Here is a 16483-nt window from a genome sequence, read left to right on the forward strand (position 1 = left end):
GATGCAGCCCGATCTCGGCCGATGCGGCCAATAATGGGAGCACTATGACTGCTGCCAGGGGACCCAAGATCGAATGGCTCGACACCGTCGACTCAACGAATGACGCCGTTCGCCGCCGATTCGCTGACGAGGAGCAGTTCGCGCAGTTCCAGACACTCGCGACCACGAACCAGACAGCGGGCCGCGGCCGGCTCGACCGCGAGTGGATCGAAACCCCGGATGCGTCGCTCGCGATCTCGACATATCTCGAGTTCTCGGCGGATGCGGCGCGCACGTCGATTGGTTGGGTCACCCTTGCCGCTGGCCTCGCGCTTCGGGCTACCCTCGCCGAGCTGGCGGGCCCCCACCAGGCGAGTCGCCTGCAGCTGAAGTGGCCGAACGACGTGCTCATCGAGGGCCGCAAGACCGCGGGCATTCTCGGCGAGATCCTCGGTGTCATCGCGGGCGGCGAGCGATTCGCCTGCGTCGTCGGCACCGGCATCAACCTGCGCGACCCGCAGGCGCTCACGACGCCGATCCCGATCGTCGCGCCGCCGGCCGCCGCGGGCGCGGCGTTCGCCGCGGCCCAGGTTTCGGAGGCGTTCGCGAACGCCGACGCCCTCGCGAACGCGACCTCGATCGCCGACCTCGGCGTGCACGTGCAGCACGAGGACCTCGCCGCCCGCTATGTCGGCGAGCTTGCCTCGCGCATCGACGGGCTCATCGGGCACGACGGCGACGCCGAAGCCTCGGGGCTCGCGGCCGAGCTGCGCGACAACCTCACGACCCTCGGTCGCCGCGTGCGCGTCAGCCGCCTCGAAGACACTGACCTCGTCGGCATCGCGAGCGGCGTCGCCTCGACGGGCGAACTGCTCGTCACCGATGACGCCGGCACCGAACACGCCGTGCGCGTGGGCGACGTGCAGCACCTCCGACTCGACGACGGGTCGCTCGCGTGAGCAGCCCCTTCGCACCCGGAGGCGGGCACCCGCAGCACGCTGGCCCGCCGCAGGTCGCCGGCCAACCGGAGTCGAGCGGCGCCGCGTATCCGCCCCGCCACGCGCAGCCGGCGCACCAGGCCCAGCCGCCGCGCGGCGTCGCCGAGGTGACCATTGCGCGCATCCGGCAGCACGCGAATCGCATCGTGATCCCGAGCCTCGTGATCATCGTGTGCGCTGCGTTCATTGGCTACGCGTTTCGCGAGCTGCGCGAGTCGGGCCCGTGGCTGTGGTGGGGCATCATCGCGGCCGTCGCGCTGGTGCTGCTCGGCTTCGTGCCGATCATTCTCTGGCTGCGCACCCGCTACACCATCACCACCTATCGCACCTCGACCCGCAAGGGCCAACCGCACAACACCACCCACGAGCTACCGCATCATGTCGTTTCGAGCGTCGAGATGCGCCGCAACGCCTGGCAGGCGATTTTCGGCAGCGGCACGATCACGTTGCTCTCGGTATCTGGACTGCGGATGCAACTGCGCGACGTGCCGAACGCGGTCACCGTGACCCAGGCGTTGCGTGAGCTGACGGGAAACCCCGAGCGGTAGGGTCAAATCACTGCAATAACTAGGAGGCCTACATGAGCATGGATGTATTTGAACGACGCGAATCTGAGGTCCGCGGGTACATCCGCGCATTCCCGGCCGTGTTCACCTCGGCGAAGGGGTCGCGACTCATCGCCGAAGACGGCACCGAGTACATTGACTTCTTTGCCGGTGCCGGAACGCTCAACTACGGACACAACAACGACAACTTCAAGCAGGCGCTGCTCGACTACATCGAGCGGGACGGCATCGTGCACGGCCTCGACATGGCCACGAGCGCGAAGCGCGAGTTCCTCGAGGCGTTCGAGCAGCACATCCTTACGCCCCGCGGACTCGACTACCGCGTGCAGTTCACGGGCCCGACCGGCGCCAACACCGTCGAGGCGGCGCTGAAGCTCGCGCGCATGGCGACGGGCCGCAGCAACGTCATCGCGTTCACGAACGCGTTCCACGGCGTCTCGCTCGGCGCGGTCGCGGCGACCGCAGGCTCGGGCTTTCGCAAGGCCGCCGGCGTCAACCTCGGCAACGTCACGCGCATGCCCTACGACGGCTACCTTGGCGCCGACTTCGACACGCTCGACCTGCTCGAGAAGATGCTCGACGACGCCTCGGGCGGCGTTGACGCCCCTGCGGCCGTGATCGTCGAGACGGTCCAGGGCGAGGGCGGCATTAATGTCGCCTCGCGCGAGTGGCTGCAGCACCTGCGCAAGCTCACCGACGACCGCGACATTCTGCTCATCGTCGACGACATTCAGGTCGGCGTCGGCCGCACCGGTCAGTTCTTCAGCTGGGAAGACTCGGGCATCGTGCCCGACCTCGTCACGCTCTCGAAGTCGATCGGTGGCTACGGCTTGCCGATGGCACTGCTGCTCATTCGCCCCGATCTCGACATCTGGAAGCCGGGTCAGCACTCGGGCACTTTCCGCGGCCTCAACCTCTCGTTCGTCGCCGCTCGCCGCGCGATCGAGACGTACTGGACCAACGACGAGTTCGAGCGCGGCATTGCCGAGCGCAGCGAGGTGCTGCGTGAGGAACTCGAGAAGCTCGCCGCCGAGCATCCCGCCCTCGAGCTCGAGGTGCGCGGCCGCGGCCTCGTCTACGGCGTCGAGTCGAAGGCCGACCGCACGTGGGCCGGCCGCATGAGCAAGGAAGCCTTCAAGAACGGCGTCATCATCGAGTGCGCCGGCTCGGACGATCAGGTGCTCAAGTTCCTGCCGCCGCTCGTCATCGAGCTCGACGAGCTGCGCGCCGGCGTGGATGTGCTCGCGCGCTCGGCCCGGAACCTCGCCGCCGTCGCGAGCTAGTTAGTCCGCCGGTCGCGCGGCCGCTAGGCGGTCGCGCGGCTGGGGGAGTAGACCCACCAGCGGTAGAGCACGAAGCGGAAAACCGAGCCGAGGCCGATACCGACCAGCTTTGAAATGTTGTCGGCGATCGGGCTCGTCCAGCCCATGCCGTAGTGGGTGAACCACAGCGGCAGCAGGCCGATGAGCATGCCGGCGAGGCTGACGGCGAAGAATTCGATCGCCTCGCGCGAGGTCGAGGTGTGGTGGCGTTCCTTACGGAACGTCCAGAAGCGATTGCCGGCCCAGTTGAAGATGATCGCGACGAGCGTCGCGATGATGTTCGCGGCCATCGGGCCCCACGTGACCTCGGAGGGCGACAGCACTGTCGCGCGCAGCCAGTTGAACACGCCCATGTCGACGACGACGCCGAGGCCGCCGATGAGCCCGAACTTCATGAGCTGCTTGAAGAGGTGGCCCCACCAGTCGCGGGTGCCGCGGCGGGGGTGATTGCCGGGGTGGGTTCGCGCGTCGGCCTCTTCAGCAGCAATGATCGCGATCGCACCCGATTGGGGGTGCCTGGTGTCGCGCCACGACGGATCGTGGTGGGGATGCTGCTGTTCAGTCAATGCGTGTCCGATGGGTCGGGTGCAGGGAAAGTCCTCGCGGGCCGTCGACCATTCTCGCATGAGAGACCCCTGCGCACGCTGATCTGGCGGTTGTGGATGCCACAATGGAGAGGATGTCGGCGGCCAGCGTGCACGTCATACAACGAGCGGAGGATTTTCATGCCAGTGCCAATCGTGGGTGTTATCGGCGGCGGCCAGCTCGCCCGAATGATGGTGCCGCAGGCGCTCGAACTTGGCATTGAGATCCGCGTGCTCGCCGAGACAGAGGGCTCGTCGGCACGCCTCGCGGCGACCGAGGTCGGCGACTACCGCGACCTCGAGACGGTGCGCGAGTTCGCCCGCGGTGTCGACGTCGTCACCTTCGACCACGAGCACGTGCCGCAGGACGTCCTCCGGGCGCTCGTCGACGACGGCGTCGCCGTGCATCCCGGGCCCCACGCCCTCGAGTTCGCGCAGGACAAGCTCGCGATGCGTCGCCGCCTCACCGAACTCGGCGCGCCGGTGCCCGAGTGGGCCGAGGTACGCACCGAGGCCGAGCTTGACGCATTCATCGCCGCGCACGACGGCGAGGCGGTGCTGAAGACGCCCCGCGGCGGCTACGACGGCCACGGCGTGCGCATCGTGCGCGCCGGCAGCGAGGGCGCCGACTGGTTCGGCGACTTCGAGGCGCTCCTCGTTGAGGAGCTCGTCGACTTCCGCCGCGAGCTCGCGCAGCTTGTCGCGCGCCGACCCTCCGGCGAGATCGTGGCCTGGCCGCTCGTCGAGTCGGTGCAGCAGAACGGCGTGTGCAAGGAGGTGCTCGCCCCGGCGCCTTCCGCCTCCCCACGCGAGCGCGAGGTGACGCGCGCGATCGCCGAGCAGATCGCATCCGGCCTCGACGTGACCGGGGTGCTCGCGGTCGAGCTGTTTGAAACCACCGACGATCGCGTGCTCATCAACGAGCTCGCGATGCGCCCGCACAACACGGGGCACTGGACGATCGACGGCGCTCGCACGAGCCAGTTCGAGCAGCACCTGCGCGCCGTGCTCGACCTGCCGCTTGGCGACGCGAGCGCCCGCGAGGCCGCGAGCGTCATGATCAACATTCTCGGCGGCCCGCAGCACGAAGCGATCACCGATCGCTTCGCCGCCGTGATGGCCCGCCACCCCGAGGCGAAGTTGCACACCTACGGCAAGTCGGCGCGCCCCGGCCGCAAGGTGGGCCACGTGACCGTGACCGGTGGCAACCTCGACGAGGTCGCCTACGCCGCGCGTTCCGCGGCCGCGATGTTCGACGATGAGGAGATCGCGGAATGACCACCGACGCGACGCCCCGCGTGGGCATCATCATGGGCTCAGACTCCGACTGGCGAGTCATGCACGAGGCCCGCGACATCCTCGCCGAGTTCGGGGTCGCCTGCGAGGTCGAGGTCGTGTCGGCCCACCGTACGCCCGACAAGCTGGTCGACTACGCCCGGCAGGCGCGCTCGCGCGGCCTCGAGGTGATTATCGCGGGCGCCGGCGGTGCGGCGCACCTGCCCGGCATGGTCGCCTCGATGACCACGCTGCCGGTGGTCGGTGTGCCCGTGCCGCTCAAGTATCTCGACGGGATGGACTCGCTGCTGTCGATCGTGCAGATGCCCGCGGGCATCCCGGTCGCGACCGTGTCGATCGGCGGCGCGAAGAACGCGGGAATTCTCGCCGCGCGCATCCTCGGTTCGCACGACGCGGCAGTGGCCGATCGGCTGCAGGAGTACGCGGACGGGCTCACCGCGATGGTCGATGAGAAGAACGCGGCGCTCAAGGCGCAGCTCTAGCGTTCGGCTTGGCCGACGGTTTTTCGCGAGCGCGCCGGGTATATTCCCTCGGGGCGTGATTGCGGTGTTCCGTCAGCCGCGCCCCTTCGCGTCCGCGACCTAGGCCTTTCATTTATGCACTCATCCTTCGCCCGCCCGCTGCGTCAGCCCGACGTGTCCTCACCCGAGTTCATGACTCGGCGAGCCTGGTGGCTACTCGTCGCCAACCTGCTCGTGCCGGGTGCTGGCCCGCTGCTTGCCGGCAACCGCCGATTCGGGCGCGCGGGGCTGCGGCTCTGGCTGCTGTGGGTGTACGTGCTCATCGCAGTGCTCGTGCTTTGGTTCGTGCTCCGCAGTGCGCTGTTCTTCCCGCTGACCACGTCTTGGGGGCTGCGGCTGCTCGCGTGGGTGTTCCTCGGCTACGGCCTCTGGATGGCCGTGACGATGGTCGAGACGATGCGGCAAGCGAGGCTCATTCGCGTGGATGCGCTCGCTCGCGGCCTGGTGCTCGTGGTCGCGCTGATCGCGACAGTGATTCCGGTGTTCGTTGGCGGTTTCATCGCGACGCAGATCGGCGTCGTGCGGAACACCGTCGACAACATCTTCGGCGGCGGCAGCGCGGGGCTAAAGCTGCCCGCCGACGGCCGCATCAACGTCATGCTGCTCGGCGGTGACGCGGGCGCGGACCGCGAGGGTGTGCGCCCCGACTCGATCAGCGTCATGAGCTTCGACGCGTTCACTGGCCAGGTTACGACGATCGGTCTGCCGCGTACGCTCACCGATTTTGGCTTCGTCGACGGCCCGATGCACGACATGTATCCCGATGGCTACACGGGCTGCAACGTCGACGTCTGCTACCTCAACTCGGTCTACACCGAGGTGACGGTGTGGAACTACGACATGTACCAGGATGCGGCCGACCACGGCTCCGAGCCGGCCATCGAGGCGACGAAGGACGCGGTCGAGTGGATCACCGGCCTCGACATTCAGTACTACGTGATGATCAACATGCAGGGGTTTGCCGACCTCGTGGATGCGATGGGTGGCGTCGAGATCGACGTCAAGGAGCGCATCGCGATGGGCATCAACGACGATGGCTCACCCGGCTGGACGCCGCCGACGGCGTACATCGAGCCTGGCCTGCAGACGCTGAACGGCGATCACGCCCTCTGGTACGCCCGCTCGCGCTACGAAACCACCGACTACGCCCGCATGGAGCGGCAGCGCGAGCTGCAGGACGCGATCATCGCGCAGCTGCCCGGCGCCATGGTGCAGCACTCGAGCGCAATCATGAACTCCCTCGACGAGGTCGTGACAACTGACATCCCGAAGGGGCAGATCGGCATCATCGCCGACCTCGCGCTGAAGTCGCGCGGCCGCGACGACAACATCCGCCTCGACCTCGCGCCGCCGCTGTTCCAGATCGAGGACGTCGTGCCCGATTACGAGTACGGCCACACCCTCATCGAGGACGCCCTGGCGGGCAACGACCCGAACGCGACGCAGTAGCGCGCGCATCCGGTCCCTGAGCTTGTCGAAGGGCCGACCCGTGCACGTGGCCGGGCCCACGACACAAAGTGATGGCAAGCTACAACGGATTCTCGATATCCGTTGTAACTTGCCATCACTTTGTTGAGCGTCTTACTCCCCGCTGGCTGCCACCTCGGGCCACGTCCGCTCACGGAGGCCATGGCCTCCCGCGTACGCAACAAATTCCGGCTCGGACCAGCCCGCGAGAAGTGAGTCGTCGACCTTCCAAATCTCAACGCCGATAGGATGGCAGACCTCGACGGGGTCATGGGCTTCGTCGCCCCACATTGGTACTGACAGATCGCCGCCTGGGCAGGTCGATAGTGCCATCAGCACATCCTGCTCGGCAAACATTTCGAAGTAGTCCCCGACCTTGGCCGGGCACGTCTTCATGAAGTACTGGTCCTGGTCGTTCAGCCCGGTGCACTGAAAGACATTCAGCACATCGTGGACGTCAAACTCAGTGAGCCCGAATGGACGAACCGCCCGCGTCAGGTTGGAGTGGCAGTGGTAGTCGAAATCTTCACCGGTGAGCATCCGATTGACGTACGGGTCGCACCGCGTACCGAGAGTGTCATGCACTCGGCCGCCTTCGTTGTCGACGCCGTAATCCTCGAGGGTGTCTGCGGTGATCGTGACGAGCGGGCGGAGATAGGGAAGCGTCGACCAAAGTCGGTCGAACGTCGTCACGTGCGCGGCCTGCAACTGTCGGGTGCGCGCTGCCCAGAATCGTTCGCGGGGGTTGTGTCGATTCCAGATGTTGAGGTCGCCGACCTGGCCGCCCTCAACTGTCACAAGACGACAGACGTGTCCCGCGGGCACTTCCCAAGCAACGCCGCTTCGAATCGGGATTTCGAAGGATCCGACGTGGGTTCGCGAGTCAGTTTCAGTCGCAATCGCTCCGTAGAACTCCTTGTCGACTTCGAGTGCCGGGCCCTTGTACGCCGCTTCAGTAAGCGCAGCTGTGCGCTGCTGTTCTTCCAATGTCATGCTCCTATGTACTGATCAATGGGAAAAAATTGGTCATGCAGATTCGCGCTCAGCTGCGCGAATCGCATCAACCACGCTGGTTTCTGAGTCGACGAGGTATCGCTCGAGTTCGGTGATTGCTTCTGCGCGGTTACCGGAAAGAATGAGATTCGCGATTTCCCGATCGCGGGGTATCCACCGGGCCTGGAACTTGGCCTCGTTATTCATGACAGCGAATGCGAGTCGCAACTGCGCTGCAATCTTCTCGAAGAATGCGTCAAGCGTTGCTGAGCCGGCCAATCTCACGATCGCCTGATGGAAATTGAGGCTTGCAGTGCCCACACCTGACCAGGCGCCTGCGGCGAGGACAGCTTCGGCGTGCTCCGTCACTTTCTCTAACGCAACGAAGTGTTCGTCAGGTGCGTTCGCGCTCTGGCGAACAGCGCCGATTTCGATAACTCGGCGTGCTTGGTAGAGGTTTCGGACGTCATTGGGGCTCAACGAGCGCACCATGTAGCCAAGGTTGCGAGTCCAGGTGGCGAGTTCATCCGCCACGAGAAGTCGCAAGGCCTCCCGCGCCGTATTGCGCGAAACCTTCTGCTCCACGGCAACGGTCGCGTCGATCAAACGAGTTCCAGGCTTCAGTTCGCCTCGCAGGATTTGCAACCGGAGGGCGCCGAAAACTGCATCGGAGGCCGACTGGCGGCGCCCACCCTTGCCGGGTGCATCGGTTGCAGTGGTGGATCTGGTCACGGTGATGAGCGTAGCAAGGAAATCTCTACTGTTGAACACTGAAAGTGCTCTACTTCGCCGTATTTATCAGCGAGTGTGGGTCCTTGCTCGTTCTTTTCGCTCTCCGTTGACAGAACTGTTCAACAGTTCTACGCTCCGAGCATGGAAGCGCGCAGAAAACATCGACTCCTGGGCGGCATCGCGGCCGTCTTCATCCTTGTCCTCACGCTCGTGGCGCCGTTTGGCCTCCGCGGCGAGCAATCGGCCGCGGCCTCGGCAGACAAAGGGCCGCTGAGGATCGGGTCAGACCTAACCTATCCGCCGTATGCCTACTTCGAAGGCAGCACCCCCGCTGGCTTCGACCCTGAATTCATGACTGAGATTGTAGGCAAACTCGGCCGCGAGCCGGAATTCATTGACACCCGGTTCGAGCAACTCATTACGAGCCTGCAGTCCGACCACTTCGATGTGGTGGCCTCCGCGCTCTACATCACGGAAGAACGGGCCAAGTCGGTCACCTTCATTCCCTACTTCATGACCGGAAACTCGATCGTCACGCAGACGTCCTCGTCACCGCTTCAGTCAGCCGCGGATCTCTGTGGCCTCACCGTCGCGGTCATCAAGGGTGGGGAAGTGGCGACCCAGCTCCGCGGCGAGGCCAGCGACGCTTGTGCCGAAGCGGGCGAAGGTGCTGTCGATGTGCGCGACTTCACCACCGACTCTGAAGGGGCACAGGCGCTGATGTCGGGGCAGGTGGACGCTCAGGTCAGCGACGCGGCTGTCGCCAAGACGGCAGTGGACACGTCGAACGGTCGCCTCGTCATTACGAGCAATGACCTGCTTTGGCCGGTGCCGGTTGGCATTGCGGTAAGCAAGTCAAACACTCAGCTGGCGGAACAGCTGCGTGGTGCCCTCGACCAGATGCGCGCCGACGGTAGCTACCAGGCGCTCCTGGACAAGTACAACCTGCAGGAGCCTGATGAGGCTGCCGTGCGTGAGGCACTCGGTTCGGAGGCGGATTCGACCGGCACCGGTGGTTTCGCGTTTGACTGGGGCTACACGTTCGCGCAATTCGGCAATTCGCAGTTCTGGCTGGCGTCGCTCGTTGTGATCGCGCTGTCGGTGCTCGCGTGGGTCATTTCGACGGTGCTCGGTATGTTTGTCGCCCTTGGCCGGCAGTCAAAGCAGGCGTGGCTGCGCGGCATACTCAACGTGTACGTCTGGTTCTTCCGGTCATTGCCGCTACTGGTGCTGCTGATCTTCGTCTACAACGCACCGCAGGTTATCCCTGAACTTCGCGGAATCATTGGCTCTCCCTTCGCGGCCGGCCTCTTGGCAATGGTGCTGTCGGAAACTGCCTATATCTCTGAGATCCACCGCGGCGGCCTCAAGTCAGTTGCTGGCGGCCAGGGTGAAGCGGGGCGGGCGCTCGGTATTCCGTGGGGCGGCGTTCAGCGGCGGATCGTCATCCCACAGGCGTTCCGCGTTGCGCTGCCGGCGTTGGGTAACGAGTTCGTCACCATCATCAAACTGACGTCGCTGGTGTCCGCGATCTCGCTCACGGAGATCCTGCTGGTGGGTCAGCGCCTCTACACCCAGAACTTCAAGGTGCTCGAGACGCTGCTCGTGGTAGCGATCTTCTACGTGATGATCGTCACCATTTTCGACCAGCTCCTGAAGCTGCTCGAGCGCCGCTTGGACGTGAATCGCAGGTCTGCAACGGCGAAGGTAACGCTGTCGACTGGAGTGGTTGACGTGGTTGCCCCAATCAATGGTCGTGTCGGGGTCCCTCACGTGGGCGAGCCAGTGATCCAAGTCCAGGAGCTCCGCAAGTCCTACGGCGACACGGAGGTCATTAAGGGTGTCGACCTTGACGTGCACCCCGGAGAAGTTGTGGCCATCATCGGTCCGTCCGGCTCGGGTAAGACGACACTGATTCGAACCCTCAATGCCATGGAAACCATCAATGGTGGCGACGTTCTCTTCCATGGTGAGCCAGTCGGGTATCACAAGACCACCGATGGCAAGTACAGTGTCGCGGTGGACCGCGATGTTGCGAAGGTGCGCGCCAAGGTGGGAATGGTGTTCCAACAGTTCAACCTATTCCCGCACAAGACTGTGCTCGAGAACGTCATCTTTGCGCCGGAGTATCTCAACCGGGATGACAAGCGGCGACTCGAAGACCGTGCGCACCAGTTACTCGCAAAGGTTGGGATGGATGACCATGCGAATAAGTACCCGCATCAGCTTTCGGGTGGCCAGCAACAGCGAGTCGCGATCGCGCGAGCATTGGCTATGGACCCGGAGGTGCTGCTCTTCGACGAGCCGACAAGCGCGCTCGACCCTGAGTTGGTCGACGAGGTGCTGCAGGTCATGACTGAGCTGGCGGCCGAGGGCCTCACGATGGTTGTGGTCACGCACGAGATGAGGTTTGCGCACGAGGTTGCGGACTGGGTTGTACTGATGGATCAGGGGCAGGTCGTCGAAGAAGGGCCGTCCGACAAGGTCTTCACGAACCCCGACCACCAACGTACGAAGCGGTTCCTCAGCAAGTTCGAGAGCTAGGGCACCTGTCGACAAAGTGACGGCAAGTTACATCGGATTCTCGAAATCCGCAGTAACTTGCCATCACTTTGTTTCGGGCGCACTTTAGTGGGGCGGTGGGCGGCGATCCTTCGACCCCTCGACAAGCCCAGGGTTCGCGCGTGCGGGCTAGCTGAGGCCGAGGCGCGAGTAGGTCGAGAGCAGCAGGCGTTCGGAGTCGGCGAGGTAGTCGGTGAGGGCGGCGGATGCGGCGGCCAAGTCATCGGCTTCGATGGCCGCGAGGATCACCTCGTTGCGGCCCATGAACGGCTGGTGGAGTCGCTCCGGGTCGTTCAGTCGCAGGAACGCGAGGCGCATCTCGGCGGCGACGTTCTCGAACGCGCTGACCACCCGCGGGCTGTCGCTGAAGCGCACGAGGGCTGAGTGGAAGTGCATATTCTCAGTACCGACTGCGGGCCAGTCGCCAGCATCTTCGGCGGCCCGCGCATCCTTGACCGCCGCCGTCATGTCGGCGTACGCGGGATGCAGGCGTGAGCCGCTCGCGAGGGCGCCGAGCTCGAGGATGCGACGCATCCGGTAGATGTCGATGACGTCGGCCATCTCGGGGGAGGCCACCGAAACGCCGCGGTTGGGGATGCGCGTGATGAGTCGCTGCTCGGCCAGCGCTTGGAATGACTCGCGCAGCGTGTTCCGCGAGACCCCGAACGACTCGGCCACCGCGATCTCCGAGAGTCGCTCGCCCGGCGCATACTGACCGGCCGTGATGGCCTCGCGCAGTTCGTGCGCGACCTTGGGCATCGCGGCGCGGTCGGGCGGGAGCGTCGTCATATTCGCGAGCGTAGTCGAACGTCGACGAGGGCCCGCAATGTAAAGAAAGATTATTGAACATTGCGCGTAAAGAAAACTTCTGCGTACTCTGTCCCCATATCCACACCAAGTTGTTGAACAATCCTTGCGGGAATGTTCAGCAAGACGTAGGGTCGCTCGTACGCAGAACGCGCACCCCCGTCAACGACGCCGAGGAGTTCGTCATGGCTGACGATCGCACCATCTCCACCGACACCCCGTCCAAGCAGAAGGCGAAGGAATTCGCCAAGTCCCGCAGAGGCCCCATCCTCGGCGCGATCTTCCTCATGGCGACGAGCGCCATCGGCCCGGGTTTCATCACCCAGACCGCCACGTTCACGTTCCAGATGGGCGCGGCATTCGCGTTCGCGATCCTCGTGTCGATCCTCGTCGACTTCGCGGTGCAGATGAACATCTGGCGCATCATCACCGTCGCAAGCAAGCGCGCCGGGCAGCTCGCGAACGAGGCCGTGCCGGGCTTCGGCTACGTCCTCGGCATCCTCATCGTCATCGGCGGCCTCGCCTTCAACATCGGCAACATCGCGGGCGGTGGCCTGGGCCTCAACGCGATGCTCGGCATCGACGCGAAGCTCGGCGGCATAATCACCGGCCTCCTGGCTATCTGCATCTTCCTCTGGAAGCGCGCCGGCCGCATCGTCGACATCGTCGTGATGATCCTCGGCGTCGGCATGATCGTGCTCACGATCGTCATGGCGATCGTCTCGAACCCGCCGGTCGGCGATGCCCTGCGCCAGACCGTGCTGCCCGACGACATCAACTTCGCGACGATCACGACGATCGTCGGCGGCACCGTCGGCGGCTACATCACCTACGCGGGCGCGCACCGCTACCTCGACTCGGGCCTCACCGGCCCCGAGCACGTCAAGGCCATCTTGGGCGCGTCGATGAACGGCATCCTCGTCACCGGCATCATGCGCTACGTGCTGTTCCTCGCGATCCTCGGCGTCGCGGCCTCGGGCTTCACCCTCGACATGGCCGACCCGAACCTCAACCCGGCGGGCGCCGCGTTCCAGTACGCGATGGGCGAGGCCGGCCTCCGCGTCTTCGGCATCATCTTCTGGGCGGCCGCGATCAGCTCGGTCATCGGTGCCGCGTACACGTCGGCGACGTTCCTCTCAGTCTTCAGCAAGAAGCTCAACGACGGGTGGCCGCTGCGCATCGCGACCGTCGCGTTCATCGCGGTCTCGCTCGTGCTCTACATGCTCTGGGGCGCCGCGCCCGCGTCGATCCTCGTGTTCGTCGGCGGCTTCAACGGCCTCATCCTGCCGATCGGCCTCACGATCTTCATGTACATCGGCTGGTTCCGTCAGAAGGACCTGCTGCACGGCTACAAGTACCCCGTGTGGTTGCTCGTCTTCGGTACCCTCGCGACCGCGCTCACCTGGTACATGGGCACCGTCTCGATCGTGCCGATCTTCGAAATGATCACCGGCGCCTAAGCGCCAAGGAAGGAACCACAGATGGCCACCATCGACCTCAACTCCGACCTCGGCGAGAACACCCCGGACCGCCAGGTCGCCGACGACGCCGCGATGCTCGAGATCGTCACGAGCGCGAACGTTGCCGTCGCCTTCCACGCGGGCGACCCCGTCGGCATCCGCGACACCCTCACGAAGGCGCGCGAGCACGGCGTGACCGTCGGCGCGCATCCGGGCTACCGCGACTACGCGAACTTCGGCCGCATCGCCGTCGACATCGACGACGCGACCCTGCAGGCCGACGTCGAGTACCAGCTCGGCGCGCTGCAGGCCCTCGCGAAGAGCGTCGGCACCCCAGTGAAATACGTGAAGCCGCACGGCGCGCTCTACAACACGATCGCGAAGGATGCGCGGCAGGCGAAGGTCGTGGCCGCGGCGGTTCGCGCGATCGACCCGAACCTCGTGTTCCTCGGGCTCGCGGGCGGCGTGAGCGTTGAGATCGCCGAGCGGGCGGGCCTCACCGTGGCCCGCGAGGCCTTCGCCGACCGCGCCTACGAGGCCGACGGCTCGCTCATGTCGCGCACGAAGGAGGGGTCGGTCCTCCACGAGGCCGAGCTCGTCGCCGAGCGGATGCTGCGCCTCGTCAACGAGCGCATCATCACCGCCGCTGACGGTACTGAGGTGCACCTGGCTGCCGACTCGATCTGCGTGCACGGCGACAGTGCCGGCGCGATTCAGATGGCCGCGGCGGTGCGCGAGGTGTTCACCGGCCAGGGCGTCGACCTCGCCGCATTCGCGAAGTAGGCGACACGATGCTTATCTACGCCACCGGCGACGACCTCGCCTCGGGCCAGGTTGCACGCAGCGCGGCCCGCGGGGGCAACGATGCGCCGACCAGCGGCGTCGCGTCAGGTGTCGTCCAGACGAACTTCATCTCGGTGCCCCGGGACTGGGCGTACGACGTGTTGCTCTACGCGCAGCGGAACCCGAAGCCATGCCCCGTGCTCGAGGTGATCGAAGACGGCGACTTCGAGTCGAAGCTCGCGCCGGGCAGCGACTTGCGCACCGACTTGCCGCGGTATCGCGTGTGGCGCGACGGCGTGCTCGCCGAAGAACCGACGGATGCGCGCGAGGCGTGGGCCGAGCATCACGACCTCGTCACGTTCCTAATCGGCTGCAGCTTCACCTTCGAGGCGGGGCTTGCGGCGGCGAACATTGAGATCCGCCACCAGACCCTCGGCCGCAACGTGCCGATGTACCGCACCGCCGTCGATTGCGAGCCGGCGGGTCGCCTGCGTGGCAAGCTCGTCGTCTCGATGCGGCCGATTCCGGCCGACCGGGTTGCCGATGCGGTGCAGATTTCCGGTCGTACCCCGGCCGTGCACGGCGCTCCGGTGCACATCGGCGACCCCGCCGTGCTCGGCATCGACCTCGACAACCCCGAGTTCGGCGACGCCCCAGCGCCGCTACGCGACGGCGAGGTGCCCGTGTTCTGGGCGTGCGGCGTGACCCCGCAGGCGGCGATCATGGAATCCCGCGTGCCCTTCGCGATCACCCACGCCCCGGGCCGCATGTTCGTGACCGACGTGCGCAACGAGAGCTACACCGTATGACCCAGCCCGGCATCACCCGAATCCTGCCGATGAGCGACCGCGCGATCCTCGTCGAGTACACCGACCTGGATGCGGTGCTCGCGCACTTCGCGCCGCTCGAGTCGGCCGCGCTCGCGGGCGTCGAGGAGCTCATCCCCGCCGCGAGCACGACGATGGTGCGCTTCGACCCGACCCTCACCGACGCGCGGAGCCTGGCCCGGCGCATCCGCGAGATGCCCGCGGCCGAGCACGCCGCATCCGACCATGATGCGGTAACCGTCGACGTCGTCTACTCGGGCGAGGACCTCGCCGGGCTCGCCGACAGCCTCGGCGTCTCGAGCGAGGAGCTCGTGCGCCGCCACACCGAGGCGACGTGGCGTGGCGCCTTCGCCGGCTTCGCGCCCGGCTTCGTCTACTGCGTCGGTGACGACCCGTTCTTCGAGGTGCCGCGCCGGCCATCGCCGCGCACGCGCATCCCGGCCGGCTCGGTCGCGCTCGCCGGCAACTTCTCGGCGGTGTACCCGCGCGAGTCGCCCGGCGGCTGGCAGCTCATCGGCCGCACGCCCGAGCGGATGTGGGACTTGGAGCGCACGCCGCCCGCGTTCATCCAACCCGGGCAGGAGGTGCGCTACCGCGCCGTGCGCGACGAGGTCGACCTCAGCGGCGCCGCGCCCCGCACGACCGAGCTGCCGCCGGTGCCGGGGGATGCGCGCGCGCTCGAGATCGTGCGCCCGGGCGCCCAACTGCTGCTGCAGGATCTCGGCCGGGCCGGGATGCTCGGGATGGGCGTCGCGGCGTCGGGCGCGGCCGACCGGCGCGCGCTGCGGGCCGCGAACCGCATCGTCGGCAACGACAGCGACACCGCGGTGCTCGAACTCGCGGGCGGCGGCGCCGAGCTGCTCGCCTGCGCAGAGGGCGTCATCGCGTGGACCGGCGCGAGCGGGCGTCGAACGATCGTCAGCGCCGAGGGCGACGAGTACCCGTTCGAGCGCGGCGTGCCGACCGCGGTGTCGGCGGGCGACCGCATCCACCTCTCGGGCTTCACGCGCGGGCTGCGCGGCTACCTCGCGGTGCGCGGCGGCTTCGCGGTCGACGACGTGCTCGGCAGCCTCACGACCGACACGCTTTCTGGCGTCGGCCCGCAGCCGCTTGCGGCGGGCGACGTGCTCCCGCTCGGCGACGACCGGGCCGCGCGCGCCGTCGAGCCGAACGACGCGGCGCGCCCCGAGCTGCCCGCGCACGACGAGCTCGTCGAGATCGACATTGTGCTCGGCCCGCGCACCGACTGGTTCAGCGCCGCGGCGCTCGAGACGCTCACGGGCCAGGAGTGGCGCGTGACCGCGCAGTCCGACCGCGTCGGCGTGCGCCTCGAGGGCGACACCCCGCTCGAGCGCGTCGTCACCGCCGAGCTGCCGAGCGAGGGCGCCGTCACGGGCGCGATCCAGGTGCCGGCGAACGGCCAGCCCGTGCTCTTCTTGCCCGACCATCCGCTCACGGGCGGCTACCCCGTCATCGGCGCCGTCGTCGACGCCGACCTCGACCGCGCCGGGCAGCTCGCGCCCGGCATGCGCGTGCGCTTCCACGTCGTGCGCGAATTTACCGAACTGTAAGCACGAAAGGCCCCA

Annotated in this window: 15 protein-coding genes; 11 read left to right on the plus strand and 4 right to left on the minus strand. The window is 66.4% G+C overall.

The window, feature by feature from the left end:
- Positions 1–44 precede the first annotated feature (44 nt).
- The 3 genes from QM019_RS03025 to ectB are packed head-to-tail and all read left to right on the plus strand — an operon-like array spanning position 45 to position 2826.
- Complete coding sequence (locus QM019_RS03025; protein ID WP_282851816.1) at positions 45–938, plus strand: biotin--[acetyl-CoA-carboxylase] ligase; 894 nt, start codon at positions 45–47, stop codon at positions 936–938.
- Entirely contained in the window at positions 935–1525 is a 591-nt protein-coding gene (locus QM019_RS03030; RefSeq protein WP_282825280.1) for a PH domain-containing protein, read from the plus strand. Before QM019_RS03025 ends, QM019_RS03030 begins: the two co-directional genes overlap by 4 nt.
- 32 nt (positions 1526–1557) lie before the next feature.
- Positions 1558–2826 carry a diaminobutyrate--2-oxoglutarate transaminase gene (ectB, locus tag QM019_RS03035; protein ID WP_282851817.1) on the plus strand — a complete coding sequence of 423 codons (1269 nt, stop codon included), beginning with the start codon at positions 1558–1560 and terminating at the stop codon, positions 2824–2826.
- Between the two features lie 23 nt (positions 2827–2849).
- On the opposite strand, the gene QM019_RS03040 is transcribed toward ectB, so the two are convergent.
- Positions 2850–3431, minus strand: a complete 582-nt coding sequence (locus tag QM019_RS03040; RefSeq protein WP_235988147.1) for a GtrA family protein — start codon at positions 3429–3431, stop codon at positions 2850–2852.
- Between the two features lie 159 nt (positions 3432–3590).
- On the opposite strand from QM019_RS03040, the gene QM019_RS03045 reads away from it, so the two are divergent.
- From QM019_RS03045 to QM019_RS03055, 3 genes are all read left to right on the plus strand, one after another.
- Positions 3591–4727: a 5-(carboxyamino)imidazole ribonucleotide synthase gene (locus tag QM019_RS03045; RefSeq protein ID WP_282851818.1), complete on the plus strand. Its 1137-nt coding sequence runs from the start codon at positions 3591–3593 to the stop codon at positions 4725–4727.
- On the plus strand, positions 4724–5227 hold the full coding sequence (gene purE / locus QM019_RS03050; protein WP_125106894.1) for a 5-(carboxyamino)imidazole ribonucleotide mutase: 504 nt from the start codon (positions 4724–4726) through the stop codon (positions 5225–5227). The genes QM019_RS03045 and purE overlap by 4 nt, the downstream gene beginning before the upstream one ends.
- Positions 5228–5341: 114 nt before the next feature.
- A complete protein-coding gene (locus QM019_RS03055; protein ID WP_282825270.1) occupies positions 5342–6715 on the plus strand; it encodes an LCP family protein in 1374 nt (457 codons plus the stop codon).
- Positions 6716–6847: 132 nt separating this feature from the next.
- Here the strand turns inward: QM019_RS03055 and QM019_RS03060 are convergent, their stop codons facing one another.
- Positions 6848–7720 (minus strand): urea carboxylase-associated family protein, encoded by an 873-nt coding sequence (locus QM019_RS03060; protein WP_235988149.1) that lies wholly within the window; start codon positions 7718–7720, stop codon positions 6848–6850.
- A 39-nt stretch (positions 7721–7759) separates the two neighbouring features.
- Positions 7760–8458, minus strand: a complete 699-nt coding sequence (locus QM019_RS03065) for a GntR family transcriptional regulator (RefSeq protein WP_282825266.1) — start codon at positions 8456–8458, stop codon at positions 7760–7762.
- 141 nt (positions 8459–8599) lie between these two features.
- On the opposite strand from QM019_RS03065, the gene QM019_RS03070 reads away from it, so the two are divergent.
- On the plus strand, positions 8600–11002 hold the full coding sequence (locus QM019_RS03070; protein WP_282851819.1) for an ABC transporter permease subunit: 2403 nt from the start codon (positions 8600–8602) through the stop codon (positions 11000–11002).
- Between the two features lie 147 nt (positions 11003–11149).
- On the opposite strand, the gene QM019_RS03075 is transcribed toward QM019_RS03070, so the two are convergent.
- Positions 11150–11809 carry a GntR family transcriptional regulator gene (locus QM019_RS03075; RefSeq protein ID WP_282825262.1) on the minus strand — a complete coding sequence of 220 codons (660 nt, stop codon included), beginning with the start codon at positions 11807–11809 and terminating at the stop codon, positions 11150–11152.
- A gap of 203 nt (positions 11810–12012) precedes the next feature.
- On the opposite strand from QM019_RS03075, the gene QM019_RS03080 reads away from it, so the two are divergent.
- From QM019_RS03080 to QM019_RS03095, 4 genes are read left to right on the plus strand one after another with little or no spacing between them, the layout of a single operon-like run.
- Positions 12013–13287 (plus strand): NRAMP family divalent metal transporter, encoded by a 1275-nt coding sequence (locus tag QM019_RS03080; protein ID WP_282825261.1) that lies wholly within the window; start codon positions 12013–12015, stop codon positions 13285–13287.
- A gap of 21 nt (positions 13288–13308) precedes the next feature.
- Positions 13309–14070, plus strand: coding sequence for a LamB/YcsF family protein (locus tag QM019_RS03085; RefSeq protein ID WP_282825259.1), 762 nt, complete (start codon positions 13309–13311; stop codon positions 14068–14070).
- Positions 14071–14078: 8 nt separating this feature from the next.
- Entirely contained in the window at positions 14079–14879 is an 801-nt protein-coding gene (locus tag QM019_RS03090) for a putative hydro-lyase (RefSeq protein WP_282851820.1), read from the plus strand.
- Positions 14876–16468 carry a 5-oxoprolinase subunit B/C family protein gene (locus QM019_RS03095; protein ID WP_282825254.1) on the plus strand — a complete coding sequence of 531 codons (1593 nt, stop codon included), beginning with the start codon at positions 14876–14878 and terminating at the stop codon, positions 16466–16468. The genes QM019_RS03090 and QM019_RS03095 overlap by 4 nt, the downstream gene beginning before the upstream one ends.
- Positions 16469–16483 lie beyond the last annotated feature (15 nt).

The organism is Gulosibacter sediminis (genome assembly GCF_030011715.1).
GTDB classification, from domain to species: domain Bacteria; phylum Actinomycetota; class Actinomycetes; order Actinomycetales; family Microbacteriaceae; genus Gulosibacter; species Gulosibacter sediminis.